General features: G+C 60.6%; 11 protein-coding genes. All 11 read left to right on the top strand.

Annotated elements, in window-relative coordinates; all coding sequences use genetic code 11:
- Window position 1 precedes the first annotated feature (1 nt).
- The 11 genes from POF45_RS17930 (at window position 2) to mdoH (ending at window position 14,988) form a co-directional block, all read left to right on the top strand.
- Window positions 2-853, top strand: a complete 852-nt coding sequence (locus tag POF45_RS17930; RefSeq protein WP_259498459.1) for an ABC transporter permease — start codon at window positions 2-4, stop codon at window positions 851-853.
- Complete coding sequence (locus tag POF45_RS17935) at window positions 850-1,680, top strand: quaternary amine ABC transporter ATP-binding protein (protein ID WP_259498461.1); 831 nt, start codon at window positions 850-852, stop codon at window positions 1,678-1,680. The genes POF45_RS17930 and POF45_RS17935 overlap by 4 nt, the downstream gene beginning before the upstream one ends.
- A gap of 253 nt (window positions 1,681-1,933) precedes the next feature.
- Window positions 1,934-3,457 carry a histidine ammonia-lyase gene (gene hutH, locus POF45_RS17940; RefSeq protein ID WP_282316282.1) on the top strand — a complete coding sequence of 508 codons (1,524 nt, stop codon included), beginning with the start codon at window positions 1,934-1,936 and terminating at the stop codon, window positions 3,455-3,457.
- 115 nt (window positions 3,458-3,572) lie between these two features.
- Window positions 3,573-5,105 (top strand): histidine ammonia-lyase, encoded by a 1,533-nt coding sequence (gene hutH / locus POF45_RS17945; RefSeq protein WP_259498464.1) that lies wholly within the window; start codon window positions 3,573-3,575, stop codon window positions 5,103-5,105.
- A gap of 110 nt (window positions 5,106-5,215) precedes the next feature.
- Window positions 5,216-6,625, top strand: a complete 1,410-nt coding sequence (locus POF45_RS17950) for an amino acid permease (RefSeq protein ID WP_259498466.1) — start codon at window positions 5,216-5,218, stop codon at window positions 6,623-6,625.
- 15 nt (window positions 6,626-6,640) lie between these two features.
- Complete coding sequence (gene hutI / locus POF45_RS17955; RefSeq protein ID WP_282316283.1) at window positions 6,641-7,846, top strand: imidazolonepropionase; 1,206 nt, start codon at window positions 6,641-6,643, stop codon at window positions 7,844-7,846.
- 10 nt (window positions 7,847-7,856) lie between these two features.
- On the top strand, window positions 7,857-8,660 hold the full coding sequence (gene hutG / locus POF45_RS17960) for an N-formylglutamate deformylase (protein WP_282316284.1): 804 nt from the start codon (window positions 7,857-7,859) through the stop codon (window positions 8,658-8,660).
- A gap of 213 nt (window positions 8,661-8,873) precedes the next feature.
- A complete protein-coding gene (gene pip / locus POF45_RS17965) occupies window positions 8,874-9,845 on the top strand; it encodes a prolyl aminopeptidase (RefSeq protein WP_259498472.1) in 972 nt (323 codons plus the stop codon).
- Window positions 9,842-10,279 (top strand): D-aminoacyl-tRNA deacylase, encoded by a 438-nt coding sequence (gene dtd, locus POF45_RS17970; RefSeq protein WP_259498474.1) that lies wholly within the window; start codon window positions 9,842-9,844, stop codon window positions 10,277-10,279. Before pip ends, dtd begins: the two co-directional genes overlap by 4 nt.
- A gap of 322 nt (window positions 10,280-10,601) precedes the next feature.
- Entirely contained in the window at window positions 10,602-12,425 is a 1,824-nt protein-coding gene (locus tag POF45_RS17975) for a glucan biosynthesis protein G (protein ID WP_259498476.1), read from the top strand.
- A complete protein-coding gene (gene mdoH / locus POF45_RS17980; RefSeq protein ID WP_259498478.1) occupies window positions 12,418-14,988 on the top strand; it encodes a glucans biosynthesis glucosyltransferase MdoH in 2,571 nt (856 codons plus the stop codon). Before POF45_RS17975 ends, mdoH begins: the two co-directional genes overlap by 8 nt.
- The last annotated feature ends 12 nt before the right edge of the window (window positions 14,989-15,000 follow it).

Consider the following 15,000-nt stretch of genomic DNA (forward strand, 5'->3'; position numbering starts at 1 on the left):
TATGTTTCCCGAAAGCTTTACCTTTTCCATCGCCGACTGGGTCAACGGTTGGGTCGATTCGCTGGTCACCAACTACGGCGACGTGTTCCGGCACATCTCCGACACGCTGCTGTGGGCCATCGTCAACCTCGAAAGCCTGCTGCGTGCAGCGCCCTGGTGGCTGATGCTGGCGATCGTTGCCGGCATCGCCTGGCACGCTACCCGCAAGGTCGTGACGACCGTGGTGATCGTCGGTTTGCTGTTTCTGGTCGGCGCCGTCGGCCTCTGGGACAAACTCATGCAGACCCTGGCGCTGATGATGGTCGCCACGGTCATTTCGGTGCTGATCGGCATTCCGCTGGGCATTCTCTCGGCGCGCAGCAATCGCCTGCGTTCGGTGCTGATGCCGTTGCTGGACATCATGCAGACCATGCCCAGCTTCGTGTACCTGATCCCGGTGCTGATGCTGTTCGGCCTGGGCAAGGTCCCGGCGATTTTTGCCACGGTGATCTACGCCGCGCCGCCGCTGATCCGCCTCACCGACCTGGGTATCCGCCAGGTTGACGGTGAAGTGATGGAGGCGATCAACGCCTTCGGTGCCAACCGCTGGCAGCAACTGTTCGGTGTGCAACTGCCGCTGGCCCTGCCGAGCATCATGGCGGGGATCAACCAGACCACCATGATGGCACTGTCGATGGTGGTCATCGCCTCGATGATCGGTGCCCGTGGCCTGGGCGAAGACGTGCTGGTGGGGATTCAGACGCTCAACGTCGGGCGGGGCCTTGAGGCCGGTCTGGCGATCGTGATTCTGGCCGTGGTCATTGACCGCATTACTCAGGCGTATGGTCGTCCGCGCCACGAGGTGAGCAAATGAGCAACGCAGCCATCAGCAAGATCGAAGTCAAAAACGTCTTCAAGATTTTCGGCAACCGCTCCAAGGATGCGCTGGCGATGATCGGTCAGGGCAAAACCAAGGATCAGGTGCTGGCCGAAACTGGCTGCGTGGTGGGTGTGAACGACTTGTCGTTGAGCATCGCCACCGGCGAGATTTTCGTGATCATGGGCCTGTCCGGCTCCGGCAAATCGACACTGGTGCGCCATTTCAACCGCCTGATCGACCCCACCAGCGGCGCGATCCTGGTGGACGGCGTGGACATCCTGCAATACGACATGCCGGCGCTGCGCGAATTTCGCCGGCACAAGATCAGCATGGTGTTCCAGAGCTTCGGCCTGCTACCGCACAAGAGCGTGGTCGACAACGTCGCCTACGGCCTGAAAGTGCGCGGCGAGAGCAAGCAGATGTGCGCCGAACGTGCGCTGCACTGGATCAACACCGTGGGCCTGAAGGGCTACGAAAACAAATACCCGCATCAGCTCTCGGGTGGCATGCGTCAGCGCGTGGGCCTGGCCCGTGCGCTGGCGGCGGACACCGACATCATCCTGATGGACGAAGCGTTCAGTGCCCTCGATCCACTGATCCGCGCCGAGATGCAGGACCAGTTGCTGGAACTGCAGAAGACCCTGCACAAGACCATCGTTTTCATCACTCACGACCTCGATGAGGCAGTGCGCATTGGCAACCGCATTGCGATTCTCAAGGACGGGCGCTTGATCCAGGTGGGCACGCCGAGGGAGATCCTGCATTCGCCGGCCGATGAGTATGTTGACCGGTTCGTGCAGCGGCGGGCTGCGGTGGTCTGAGGGAGTTGTGGTGGCTGGGCCGGCCCCTTCGCGAGCAGGTATGTGGACACCGGAGATCCCTTGTGGGAGCGGGCTTGCCCGCGAAGGGGCCAGTGAAGTTGTATCAATATTCAAGCTGTACGCCTGACTTCATCGCAGGCAAGCCAGCTCCCACAGGTATGTGGACACCGGAGATCCCTTGTGGGAGCGGGCTTGCCCGCGAAGGGGCCGGCAAAGCTGCATCAATATTCAGGATTTACGGTTGAGGTCAAAGATGTCCCAGGCTGAAAAAATCGTTATCGCCGACGTCAAACTGCGTTGGCAGGATGTGGTCGCCGTCGCCCGTCACGGCGCGCAACTTGAGCTGTCGCAGCAGACCTGGGCACGGATCGACAATGCCCAGGCCATCGTCCAGCGCATCGTCGCCATCGGTGAGCGCGCCTATGGCGTCAACACCGGCCTCGGCGCCTTGTGCAACGTCTCGCTCAAGGACGAACAACTCAGCCAGTTGTCACGCAACACGCTGCTCAGCCACGCGTGTGGCGTTGGCGCAGCGCTGAGTGACGAGCAGACCCGCGCCATCATCTGCGCGGCCATCGTCAACTACAGCCATGGTAATTCCGGCATTCATCGTCAGGTCGTCGAAGCGTTGCTGGCGCTGCTCAATCGCGGCATCACCCCGCAAGTGCCGTCGCAAGGCTCGGTCGGTTATCTGACCCACATGGCCCATATCGGCATCGCGCTGTTGGGTGTCGGCAATGTCAGCTATCGCGGGCAGATCGTGTCCGCGCAGCAGGCGTTGGCCGAAGAAGACCTGCAACCGGTTCAACTCGGCGCCAAGGACGGTCTGTGCCTGGTCAACGGCACGCCATGCATGACCGGCCTCGGCTGTCTGGCCCTGGCTGACGCGACGCGGCTGGTGCAATGGGCCGATGTGATTGGCGCCATGAGTTTCGAGGCCCAGCGCGGGCAGATCGCCGCGTTTGATGCCCAGATCATCGCGCTCAAGCCGCACCCGGGCATGCAGCAAGTCGGCAGCAATCTGCGGGCGTTGCTTGATGGCAGTGAAGTGATCGCCGCCAGCCTGGGCATCCGCACCCAGGATGCGTTGAGCATCCGCTCGATTCCGCAGGTGCACGGCGCCGCTCGCGATCAACTGGAACACGCGAAACAGCAGATCGAAATCGAGCTCAATTCCGTCACCGACAACCCGATGCTGCTGGGCACGCCGGACAACTATCGCGTCATGTCCCAGGCCAACCCACACGGTCAATCCGTGGCATTGGCGGCGGACTTGCTGGCGATTGCCATGGCCGAGATCGGCTCCATCGCCGAGCGGCGTCTGGACCGGTTGATCAACCCGCACGTCAGCGGTCTGCCGGCATTCCTGGTGGCCAATCCGGGGGTGAACTCCGGGATGATGATCGTCCAGTACGTCGCCGCTTCGCTGTGTGCGGAAAATCGCCAGTTGGCACAACCGGCGGTGCTCGACAACTACGTCACCTCGGGTTTGCAGGAAGACCATCTGAGCCTGGGCACCAGTGCCGCATTGAAGCTGCATCGCGCCCTGGAGAACTGCACACAGATTCTCGCCATCGAGTATCTGCTGGCGGCGCAAGCGTTTGAATTCCTCAAGGAGCAGCGCTTCGGCGCTGGCACCGACACCGCCTGGCGACTGCTGCGTGAGCGCGTTCCGGCTTACGACCAGGATCGCTGGCTGGCGCCGGACATCGCCGCCGCCGCGAGTGTCTTGAAAGACCCGAATTTGCTGCACAAGGCTTTACCGAACATCAACTGACATCAACAAAAAAACCAGCGTGCCAAGGCGCGGCTCCCCAACGGGCAGACGCGACGGACAACGGGCATCTCCGGAGCGTCTGGTGAGTAAACAACACTCTCAAAAGGAGAACAAAATGACTGCACTTAACCTCATTCCCGGCCAACTGAGCCTTGCCCAACTGCGTGATATCTATCAGCACCCGGTCAAACTCACCCTCGACGACAGTGCCTCGGCCCAGATCGAAGCCAGCGTCGCCTGCGTCGAGCAGATCCTCGCCGAGAACCGCACTGCCTATGGCATCAACACCGGTTTCGGCCTGCTGGCCTCGACCCGCATCGCCAGCGAAGACCTGGAAAACCTGCAACGCTCGCTCGTGCTGTCCCACGCAGCCGGTGTCGGCGAGCCGATCAGCGACGCGTTGGTGCGCCTGGTCATGGTGCTCAAGGTGAACAGCCTGAGCCGTGGTTTCTCCGGCATTCGCCGCGTGGTGATCGACGCGCTGATCGCCCTGATCAACGCCGAGGTGTATCCGCACATTCCATTGAAAGGCTCGGTCGGCGCGTCCGGCGACCTGGCGCCTTTGGCCCATATGTCGCTGGTGCTGCTGGGTGAAGGCAAAGCTCGTTACAAGGGCGAATGGCTGCCGGCCACCGAAGCGCTGAAAGTCGCCGGCCTGGCGCCGCTGACCCTGGCCGCGAAAGAAGGCCTGGCGCTGCTCAACGGTACTCAGGTTTCCACCGCTTATGCCTTGCGCGGTCTGTTCGAAGGCGAAGATCTGTTCGCCGGGGCTCTGGCTATCGGCGGCATCACCGTCGAAGCCGTGCTGGGCTCGCGCTCGCCGTTTGACGCACGCATCCATGCCGCTCGTGGCCAGAAAGGCCAGATTGACGCCGCTGCCGCCTACCGCGACCTGCTGGGCGAGCGCAGCGAAGTGTCCGATTCGCACCAGAACTGTGAAAAGGTTCAGGATCCGTACTCCCTGCGTTGCCAGCCGCAAGTCATGGGCGCCTGCCTGACCCAGTTCCGTCAGGCTGCCGAAGTGCTGGCCATCGAAGCCAACGCCGTGTCCGATAACCCGCTGGTATTCGCTGCCGAAGGCGATGTGATTTCCGGTGGCAACTTCCACGCCGAACCGGTGGCCATGGCGGCTGACAACATGGCGTTGGCCATCGCCGAAATCGGCTCGCTGAGCGAACGCCGCATCTCGCTGATGATGGACAAGCACATGTCGCAACTGCCGCCGTTCCTGGTGGCCAATGGCGGCGTGAACTCCGGCTTCATGATTGCCCAAGTAACGGCGGCGGCACTGGCCAGCGAGAACAAGGCGCTGTCCCATCCGCATTCGGTGGACAGCCTGCCGACGTCGGCGAACCAGGAAGACCACGTGTCCATGGCTCCGGCCGCTGGCAAGCGTCTGTGGGAAATGGCCGAAAACACTCGCGGTGTGCTGGCGGTGGAATGGCTGGCGGCGTGCCAGGGGCTGGATCTGCGTGATGGCCTGAAGACGTCGACCAAGCTGGAAAAAGCGCGTGCCATCCTGCGTGCAGAAGTGCCGTTCTATGAGAAGGACCGTTTCTTCGCCCCGGACATCAATGCGGCTAGCGAGCTTCTGGCGACGCGTTGCCTGAACGAGCTGGTGGTGGCGAAGTTGCTGCCTAGTCTGTAATGGCCTCTTCGCGAGCAGGCTCGCTCCCACATTTGGAATGCGTTTCCCCTGTGGGAGCGAGCCTGCTCGCGAAGCGATTTGCGTCGAATAAAAATAATTAAGGACGAGAAATGCAAACGCCAGCAAAAGGTTTGAAACGCGGGCTCTCTGCCCGACATATTCGCTTCATGGCGCTGGGGTCGGCGATCGGCACCGGGCTGTTCTATGGTTCTGCCTCGGCCATTCAAATGGCCGGGCCTGCGGTACTGCTCGCTTACCTGATCGGTGGCGCGGCGGTGTTCATGGTCATGCGCGCCCTCGGTGAGATGGCGGTGCACAACCCGGTGGCGGGCTCTTTCGGCCAGTACGCCGGCACTTACCTGGGGCCGATGGCGGGCTTCATTCTCGGTTGGACCTACGCGTTTGAAATGGTCATCGTCGGCATGGCTGACGTCACCGCCTTCGGCATTTACATGGGCTTCTGGTTCCCGGAAGTGGCCCGCTGGATTTGGGTATTGGGCATCGTTTCCGTGGTCGGCGGCTTGAACCTGTGCAACGTCAAAGTCTTCGGTGAAATGGAGTTCTGGTTGTCGCTGCTCAAGGTCGCGGCCATCGTCGCTATGATCCTGGGTGGCTTCGGCATCATGTTGTTTGGCATCAGCACAGCGCCCGGTGCCCAGGCGACTGATATCTCTAATCTGTGGAGCCACGGTGGCTTCATGCCCAATGGTGTGGGCGGCTTGATTGCATCGTTTGCCGTGGTGATGTTTGCGTTCGGCGGCATTGAAATAATCGGCGTGACAGCAGGTGAAGCCAAGGACCCACAGCATGTGCTGCCCCGTGCGATCAATGCCGTACCGTTGCGTATCCTGCTGTTCTACGTGTTGACGATGTTTGTGCTGATGTCGATCTTTCCGTGGCAGCAGATTGGTAGCCAAGGCAGTCCCTTTGTGCAGATTTTCGACAATCTGGGCATCAGCTCGGCGGCCACCATTCTCAATATCGTGGTGATTTCGGCGGCGATTTCGGCGATCAACAGTGACATTTTCGGCGCTGGCCGCATGATGTACGGGCTGGCTCAGCAAGGGCACGCACCCAAAGGCTTTGCACGCTTGTCGGGCAATGGGGTGCCATGGATGACGGTCGTGGTGATGAGTGTCGCGCTGCTGCTGGGTGTGCTACTGAACTACCTGATCCCGGAGAACGTGTTTCTGTTGATCGCCTCCATTGCGACCTTTGCCACGGTGTGGGTCTGGTTGATGATTTTGTTCACCCAAGTGGCGATGCGCCGTTCCATGAGCGCCGAGCAGGTTGCACAGCTTAAATTTCCGGTGCCGTTCTGGCCCTATGCACCGATGGCCGCGATCGCTTTCATGCTGTTTATTTTCGGCGTGTTGGGCTACTTCCCGGACACCCAGGCCGCGTTGATTGTGGGCGTGGTCTGGATCGCGTTGCTGGTGCTGGCTTACCTCACCTGGGTCAAACCGGCCGCAGGCCAGGCCGCGTCAGTGACGCGAGACCCTACTTTTTCTCATCGATAACCAAGGGAGGCCAGGATGAAAACGCTCTGGCAACACTGTCACGTCGCAACGATGGCGCAAGGCGTCTACTCGATCATCGAGGATGCGGCCATCGTGACGTCCGGTGCGCACATTGAGTGGGTCGGCCCACGCAGTGAATTGCCGGCGGGTGAGTACCCGGCGGTCAATGATTTGAACGGGGCCTGGGTCACGCCGGGCCTGATCGACTGCCATACCCATACGGTGTTCGGCGGTAACCGCAGCGGTGAATTCGAACAGCGGCTGCAAGGTGTCAGTTATGCGGACATCGCGGCTGCTGGCGGCGGCATCGCCAGCACTGTGCGCGCCACTCGTGCTGCCAGCGAAGATGAATTGTTTGCCAGCGCCGCCAGGCGATTGAAGAGCCTGATGCGCGACGGCGTGACCACCGTCGAGATGAAGTCCGGCTACGGCCTGGACCTGGCCAGCGAACGCAAGATCCTGCGGGTTATCCGTCGCCTCGGCGCCGAATTGCCGGTCAGCGTACGCAGCACGTGCCTGGCCGCTCACGCCTTGCCGCCCGAGTACACGGACCGTGCCGACGACTACATTGAGCACATCTGCGCCGAGATGCTCCCGGCCCTCGCCGCCGAAGGGCTGGTGGATGCCGTGGATGCGTTCTGCGAGTACCTGGCGTTTTCCCCGGCTCAGGTCGAGCGGGTGTTCCTCACCGCCCAGGAACTCGGCCTGCCGGTGAAGCTGCACGCCGAGCAACTGTCATCGCTGCACGGCTCGAGTCTGGCGGCGCGTTACCACGCGTTGTCGGCGGATCATCTGGAGTTCATGACCGAAGAAGACGCCATCGCCATGGCTGCGTCCGGTACAGTCGCAGTGCTGCTGCCGGGGGCTTTCTACTTCCTGCGTGAAACCCAGTTGCCGCCGATGGATGCCTTGCGCAAACACGGGGTGAAAATCGCCATCGCCAGCGACCTCAATCCCGGCACCTCGCCGGCATTGTCGTTGCGCCTGATGCTGAACATGGCCTGCACCTGTTTCCGTATGACCCCGGAAGAAGCGCTGGCTGGCGCAACAATTCATGCCGCCACTGCGTTGGGCATGGCCGATACCCACGGTTCGCTGGAAGCCGGCAAGGTGGCGGATTTCGTCGCCTGGCAAATCGATCGTCCTGCCGACCTGTCGTACTGGCTGGGTGGCGATCTGGAAAAACGCGTCGTGCGTCACGGCGTCGAAACGAGCATTTAGGAGAGTCGTTGTGGATAAGGTTCTGAGTTTCAAAAAAGGCCGTGTACCGCTGCTGATCAGCATTCCTCACGCTGGCTCGACATTGACACCGGCGGTCGAGGCTGGATTGGCTCCCGGCGCACGCAATCTGCAGGACACCGACTGGCACATTCCGCAGCTTTACGACTTTGCCGCCGAGCTGGGTGCCAGCATCCTGTCCGCCGAGTATTCGCGTTTTGTCATTGATCTGAACCGTCCGTCTGACGACAAGCCGTTGTATGCCGGCGCGACCACCGGTCTGTTCCCGGCAACGCTGTTTGACGGCAGTCCATTATTTCAAGAGGGCATGGAGCCGTCGGCGGCGGAGCGGGCGACCTATCTGGAACAGGTCTGGACGCCTTACCACAGTACCTTGCACAACGAGCTGGCGCGACTGAAGGCCGAGTTCGGCTACGCCCTGTTGTTCGACGCGCATTCGATCCGCTCGGTGGTCCCGTACCTGTTCGACGGCAAGCTGCCGGACTTCAACCTCGGCACTTTCAACGGCGCCAGTTGCGATCCGCAGCTGGAGGCTCAGTTGGCAGCGATTTGTACCAGACACCCGGCCTACAGCCATGTAGTGAATGGGCGTTTCAAGGGCGGCCACATTACCCGGCATTACGGTAATCCGGCTGAGAACATCCATGCAGTGCAGTTGGAAATGGGTCAGTGCACCTACATGGAAGAGTTCGAGCCGTTCCGCTATCGGCCGGACCTGGCGGCACCGACGCAGGTGGTACTCAAGGAGTTGCTGCAAGGGGTGTTGGCCTGGGGCCAAAAGCACTACGCCCGCTAGTCCATGAGGTAAAACCCTGTGGGAGCGAGCCCGCTCGCTGCCACAGTGTCTGTTCACTGGACCTTTGCCAGGCAAACGATTAGTGGCGTACATGACTGACAAACTCTGCCTGCTCAAGTGCATGCTCATTGACGTAAATCGGGTTTATGATGCCAGACGGCACAATAATAGAAGTCCCCCCAGGGATGACCTCGACCCCTTACGGAGCGCGCAATGCAGACTTTGTACCCGCAGATCAAACCTCACGCCCGGCACGATCTGGCCGTCGATGAAACCCACACGCTGTACGTCGACGAAAGCGGTTCACCGGAAGGTTTGCCGGTGGTGTTCATCCATGGTGGCCCCGGCGCCGGGTGCGATGCGCAAAGCCGTCGCTACTTCGACCCCAATCTGTATCGCATTGTTACTTTCGATCAGCGCGGCTGTGGTCGCTCGACACCGCATGCCAGCCTCGAAAACAACACCACCTGGGATCTGGTCGCCGACCTTGAGCGGATTCGCAAACACCTGGGCATCGAGAAATGGGTGCTGTTCGGTGGCTCCTGGGGGTCGACCCTGGCGCTGGCCTACGCGCAAACCCACCCGGAGCGTGTCCACGGTCTGATTCTGCGCGGGATCTTTCTGTGCCGTGCGCAGGAAATCGAGTGGTTCTACCAGGCCGGTGCCAGCCGTCTGTTTCCCGACTACTGGCAGGACTACATTGCGCCGATCCCGCAGGACGAGCGCGGTGACTTGCTCGCTGCGTTCCACAAACGCCTGACCGGTAACGATCAGATTGCCCAGATGCATGCGGCCAAGGCCTGGTCCACCTGGGAAGGTCGCACGGCAACCCTGCGCCCGAACCCGTTGGTCGTCGACCGTTTCTCCGAGCCGCAACGCGCCTTGTCGATTGCCCGCATCGAGTGTCACTACTTCACCAACAATGCCTTCCTTGAGCCGAACCAGCTGATCCGCGACATGGGCAAGATCGCCCATTTGCCAGGCGTGATCGTCCACGGTCGTTACGATGTCATCTGCCCGCTGGACAATGCCTGGGAACTGCATCAGGCCTGGCCGAACAGTGAGCTGCAGGTCATTCGCGATGCCGGTCATGCCGCGTCCGAGCCGGGTATTACCGACGCCCTGGTGCGCGCCGCCGATCAGATGGCACGGCGCATGCTTGATCTACCGCCAGAAGAAGCATGAAAGGCCTGCTGCAACGCGTGCGTGGCGCGCGAGTCGAGGTAGCGGGGCAGGTAGTGGGTGCGGTGGAGCAGGGTTTGCTGGTACTGGTAGCAGTCGAGCCCGATGACACGCGTACCAGTGCCGACAAACTTCTGCATAAGCTGCTTAACTATCGTGTATTCAGTGACGCCGAGGGCAAGATGAATCTGTCCCTGGCGGAGGTAGGTGGCGGGTTGCTGCTGGTCTCGCAGTTCACCCTGGCCGCTGACACGAAGAGCGGGTTGCGTCCGAGTTTTTCGACCGCTGCCCCTCCGGCCCTGGGCGAGGAACTTTTCGACTATCTATTAGGCAAGGCGAAACAGATGCATGGCACTGTGGCATCAGGTAGATTCGGCGCGGATATGCAGGTGCACCTGGTCAATGATGGCCCGGTAACCTTCTTGTTACAGACCTGAAAGGGCCTGAAACATGTTTTTCCAGGTGTTTCGGCTGAAAACAGGGTGTTTTCGCGATAAATACTTTGCTACCCCTGATGCGTTGTCACGCGGCCTACTAGATAATCGCGCGCTACGGGGATCAGCGTTCGTTGGTCCATTTTGACTTAGGTAGAGACTTGTCCTGTAACCGTTTGGGGAATCATTTAGCCCCATCGGAGTCGGAACAATGCTCGCCAACTTGGCAAGAGTCGTCTGTGAGGCCGGTTTTACTACACCGTTTGCCACACAGGCACTTAATCTGGCCGTTGGTTTTTTGATCTGTTTTCGGCGAGGGTTGCTCGTGATTGTTAGTCCCTGTAATGCACCAAAATTGTCTGCCAAACGGTTACGAAACGCACTGGTAGCGGGCTCTGCACTGCTCTGCCTGTTCAGCGCCGGCCAGCTTTGGGCATTCAATCTGGATGATGTATCGGCCAAGGCAAAAGACCTGGCCGGGCAGAAATACGAAGCCCCGCGCAGTAACCTGCCGAACGAATTTCGTGAAATGAAATTCGCGGACTATCAGAAAATTCGTTTTCTGACCGAAAAGGCCGAATGGGCGGATCAGAAAACCCCGTTCAAGCTGTCGTTCTATCACCAGGGCATGCATTTCGACACGCCGGTGAAAATCAACGAAATCACGGCGAACAATGTCGAAGAGATCAAATACGACCCGAGTCGTTTCGATTTCGGCGACCTGAAATTCGATCCTAAAGCCACTGAGCAACTGGGCTACGCCGGTTTCCGTGTGCTTTACCCGATCAACAAGGCCGACAAGCAAGACGAAATCATGACCATGCTCGGCGCGAGCTATTTCCGCGTTGTCGGCAAGGGTCATACCTATGGTTTGTCCGCTCGCGGCATGGCCATTGATACCGCGTTGCCGTCCGGCGAAGAGTTCCCGCGGTTCACCGAGTTCTGGATCCAACAGCCAAAGCCGGGCGACAAGCACCTGGTGATCTTCGCGCTGCTGGATTCGCCTCGTGCTACCGGCGCCTATCGCCTGATCCTGCGTCCGGGCAGCGACACCGTGGTCGACGTCAAAGCCCGCATGTTCCTGCGTGACAAGGTCACCAAGCTCGGCATTGCACCGCTGACCAGCATGTTCCTGTTTGGCGCCAACCAGCCGTCGAAAGTGCTGAACTACCGTCGCGAACTGCACGATTCCAGCGGCCTGTCGATCCATGCCGGTAATGGCGAGTGGATCTGGCGCCCGCTGAACAACCCGAAACACCTGGCCGTGAGCAACTTCTCCATCGAGAACCCGCGTGGTTTCGGCTTGCTGCAACGTGGCCGTGACTTCAGCCACTACGAAGACCTCGACGACCGCTACGACAAACGCCCAAGTGCCTGGATCGAGCCAAAAGGCGATTGGGGCAAAGGTTCCGTAGACCTGGTGGAAATCCCGACCGCTGACGAAACCAACGACAACATCGTTGCCTTCTGGAGCCCGGAAAAACTGCCTGAACCAGGCCAGCCGCTGGACGTCGCCTATCGCATGCACTGGACCATCGACGAAGCTGCCCTGCACGCCCCGGACAGCGCCTGGGTTAAACAGACACTGCGTTCGACCGGTGACGTGAAGCAGTCCAACCTGATTCGTCAGCCGGACGGCACCGTTGCTTATCTGGTCGATTTTGAAGGCCCGTCCCTGGCTGCATTGCCGGAAACGGCGGACGTGCGCAGCCAGGTCAGCGTTGGCGACAATGCCGAACTGGTCGAGAACAGCGTTCGCTACAACTCTGAAACCAAGGGCTGGCGCCTGACGCTGCGCATGAAGATCAAGGACCCGAGCAAGCCTACCGAGATGCGCGCGGCCCTGGTTGAGAACGTGGTGCCAGAGGACCTGGCGAAGTCGTCGGTTCCGTCGTCCAGCTCTTCCGTTGCCAAGGCCGACAAAGTGGCCGCCAAGCAGCAGGAGAAGGAAGAAAAAGAAGCGAAGGACGCCAAGCAGGCAGACGCCAAACAGGCTGATGCCAAGCCAGCCACGGCTGCCAAGGACAAGGACAACAAAGACGCCAAGCAGCCTGCCGCTGCGAACGCGGCCCCAGCCACACCGGAATCGACAGCGACTGAAGAAGTCCTGACCGAGACCTGGAGCTATCAGTTGCCTGCCGATGAGTAATTCTCAAGTACAGCCGGAAACTCTATCGGAGTATCTGGCGCATCTACCGATGACCGATGAGCAGCGCGCGGAACTCGCGGGCTGCCAGTCCTTCAGCGAACTGCATCAGCGTCTGTCTTCATCGACGTTCGACGCCCCGACCGAGGCCGCCCAGGCTTCGGTGGGCAAGCGCCTGACCCTGAACACCGCCGAAGAACTGGAAGAAGCCGAGATGCTGGCGGTGGACGCCAATGGTCGTGTCGTGCTCAAGGCGACCCCGCCGATCCGCCGGACCAAAGTCGTGCCGGAGCCATGGCGCACCAATATTCTGGTGCGTGGCTGGCGCCGCATGACCGGCCGCACCAATCCGCCGGCGCCGCCCAAGGATGAACGTGTGCTGCCGGCCGCTCGCTGGCGTACCGTCGGTTCGATCCGTCGCTACATTCTGCTGGTGCTGATGCTCGGCCAGACCATCGTTGCCGGCTGGTACATGAAAGGCATCATGCCGTACCAGGGCTGGTCGTTTGTCGATCTGAACGAAGTGCTGCATCAATCGCTGCTGCAAACCGCCACGCAAGTGCTGCCGTATGCGCTGCAAACCAGCATCCTGATTCTGTTCGGGATTCTGTTCTGCTGGGTGTCGGCCGGTTTCTGGACCGCGCTGATGGGCTTCCTCGAACTGCTCACCGGTCACGACAAATACCGTATTTCCGGTAAAAGCGCCGGTAACGAGCCGATTCCCAAAGACGCGCGCACCGCTCTGGTGATGCCGATCTGCAACGAAGACGTGCCTCGGGTATTTGCCGGACTGCGCGCGACCTTCGAATCGGTGGCGGCGACGGGTGACCTGGACCGCTTCGACTTCTTCGTCCTCAGCGACAGTAACGAAACCGATATCTGCGTGGCCGAGCAACAGGCCTGGCTGGACGTCTGCCGCGAAGCCAAGGGCTTCGGCAAGATTTTCTACCGCCGTCGCCGTCGTCGGGTTAAACGTAAAAGCGGCAATCTCGACGACTTCTGCCGTCGCTGGGGCGGTGATTACAAGTACATGGTCGTACTCGACGCCGACTCGGTCATGAGTGGCGAGTGCCTGACCAGTCTGGTGCGTTTGATGGAAGCCACGCCGGACGCCGGGATCATCCAGACCGCGCCGCGTGCCTCGGGCATGGACACCCTGTATGCGCGCATGCAGCAGTTCGCGACTCGTGTGTACGGCCCATTGTTTACCGCCGGCCTGCACTTCTGGCAGTTGGGTGAATCCCACTACTGGGGCCATAACGCGATCATCCGCATGAAGCCGTTCATCGAGCACTGCGCCCTGGCGCCGTTGCCGGGTAAAGGCGCATTTGCCGGTGCAATTCTGTCCCACGACTTCGTTGAAGCGGCGCTGATGCGTCGTGCTGGCTGGGGCGTGTGGATTGCCTACGATTTGCCAGGCAGCTATGAAGAATTGCCGCCGAACCTGCTGGACGAACTCAAGCGTGACCGTCGCTGGTGCCACGGCAACCTGATGAACTTCCGGCTGTTTCTGGTCAAAGGCATGCACCCGGTGCACCGTGCGGTGTTCCTGACCGGCGTGATGTCTTACCTGTCGGCGCCGCTGTGGTTCTTCTTCCTGGTGTTGTCCACCGCCCTGCTGGCCGTGAACACATTGATGGAGCCGCAGTACTTCATGGAGCCGCGCCAGCTGTATCCACTCTGGCCGCAATGGCACCCGGACAAGGCCGTCGCGCTGTTCTCGACGACCATCGTGTTGCTGTTCCTGCCGAAGTTGCTGAGCATCATCCTGATCTGGGCCAAGGGCGCGAAAGAGTTCGGTGGCAAGTTCAAGGTGACGCTGTCTATGCTGCTGGAGATGCTGTTCTCCATGCTGTTGGCGCCGGTGCGGATGATTTTCCACACCCGCTTCGTGCTGGCCGCGTTCCTGGGCTGGGCCGCGACCTGGAATTCGCCGCAACGTGACGACGACTCGACGCCATGGAGCGAAGCGGTAAAACGCCACGGTCCGCAAACCCTGCTGGGCTTCTTCTGGGCCTTGCTGGTGGTGTGGCTGAACCCGAGCTTCCTGTGGTGGCTGGTGCCGATCGTCGGTTCGTTGATGCTGTCGATTCCGGTGTCGGTGATTTCCAGCCGCGTGAAGCTCGGCCTCAAGTCCCGTGACGAGAGCCTGTTCCTGATCCCTGAGGAATACAATCCGCCACAGGCGTTGCTGGCAACCGACCAGTACACCCACGAAAATCGTTACCACGCGTTGAAAGACGGCTTTGTGCGTGCGGTGGTCGATCCTCAGCAGAACGCCTTGGCGTGTTCGCTGGCGACGTCGCGTCATGGTCAGGCCGAGCCGATCGAGTGGTTGCGGGTCGAGCGCGTTCGTCACGCGTTGAAAGCCGGCCCGGCCGGGCTGAGTAACCACGAGCGCCTGCAACTGCTGAGCGACCCGGTTGCCTTGGCTCGCCTGCATGAGCAGGTCTGGAGCGAAGGCCATACCGATTGGCTGGACGCATGGCGTCAATCGCTGAAGGCCGATCCGCATGCGCCACTGCTGCCGCTCAAGCCATTGAGCCTGCAGCCTCAGTTGGCGTAACGAAAAACCCCG

The organism is Pseudomonas fungipugnans (assembly GCF_029955235.1).
Classification (GTDB): Bacteria; Pseudomonadota; Gammaproteobacteria; order Pseudomonadales; family Pseudomonadaceae; genus Aquipseudomonas; species Aquipseudomonas fungipugnans.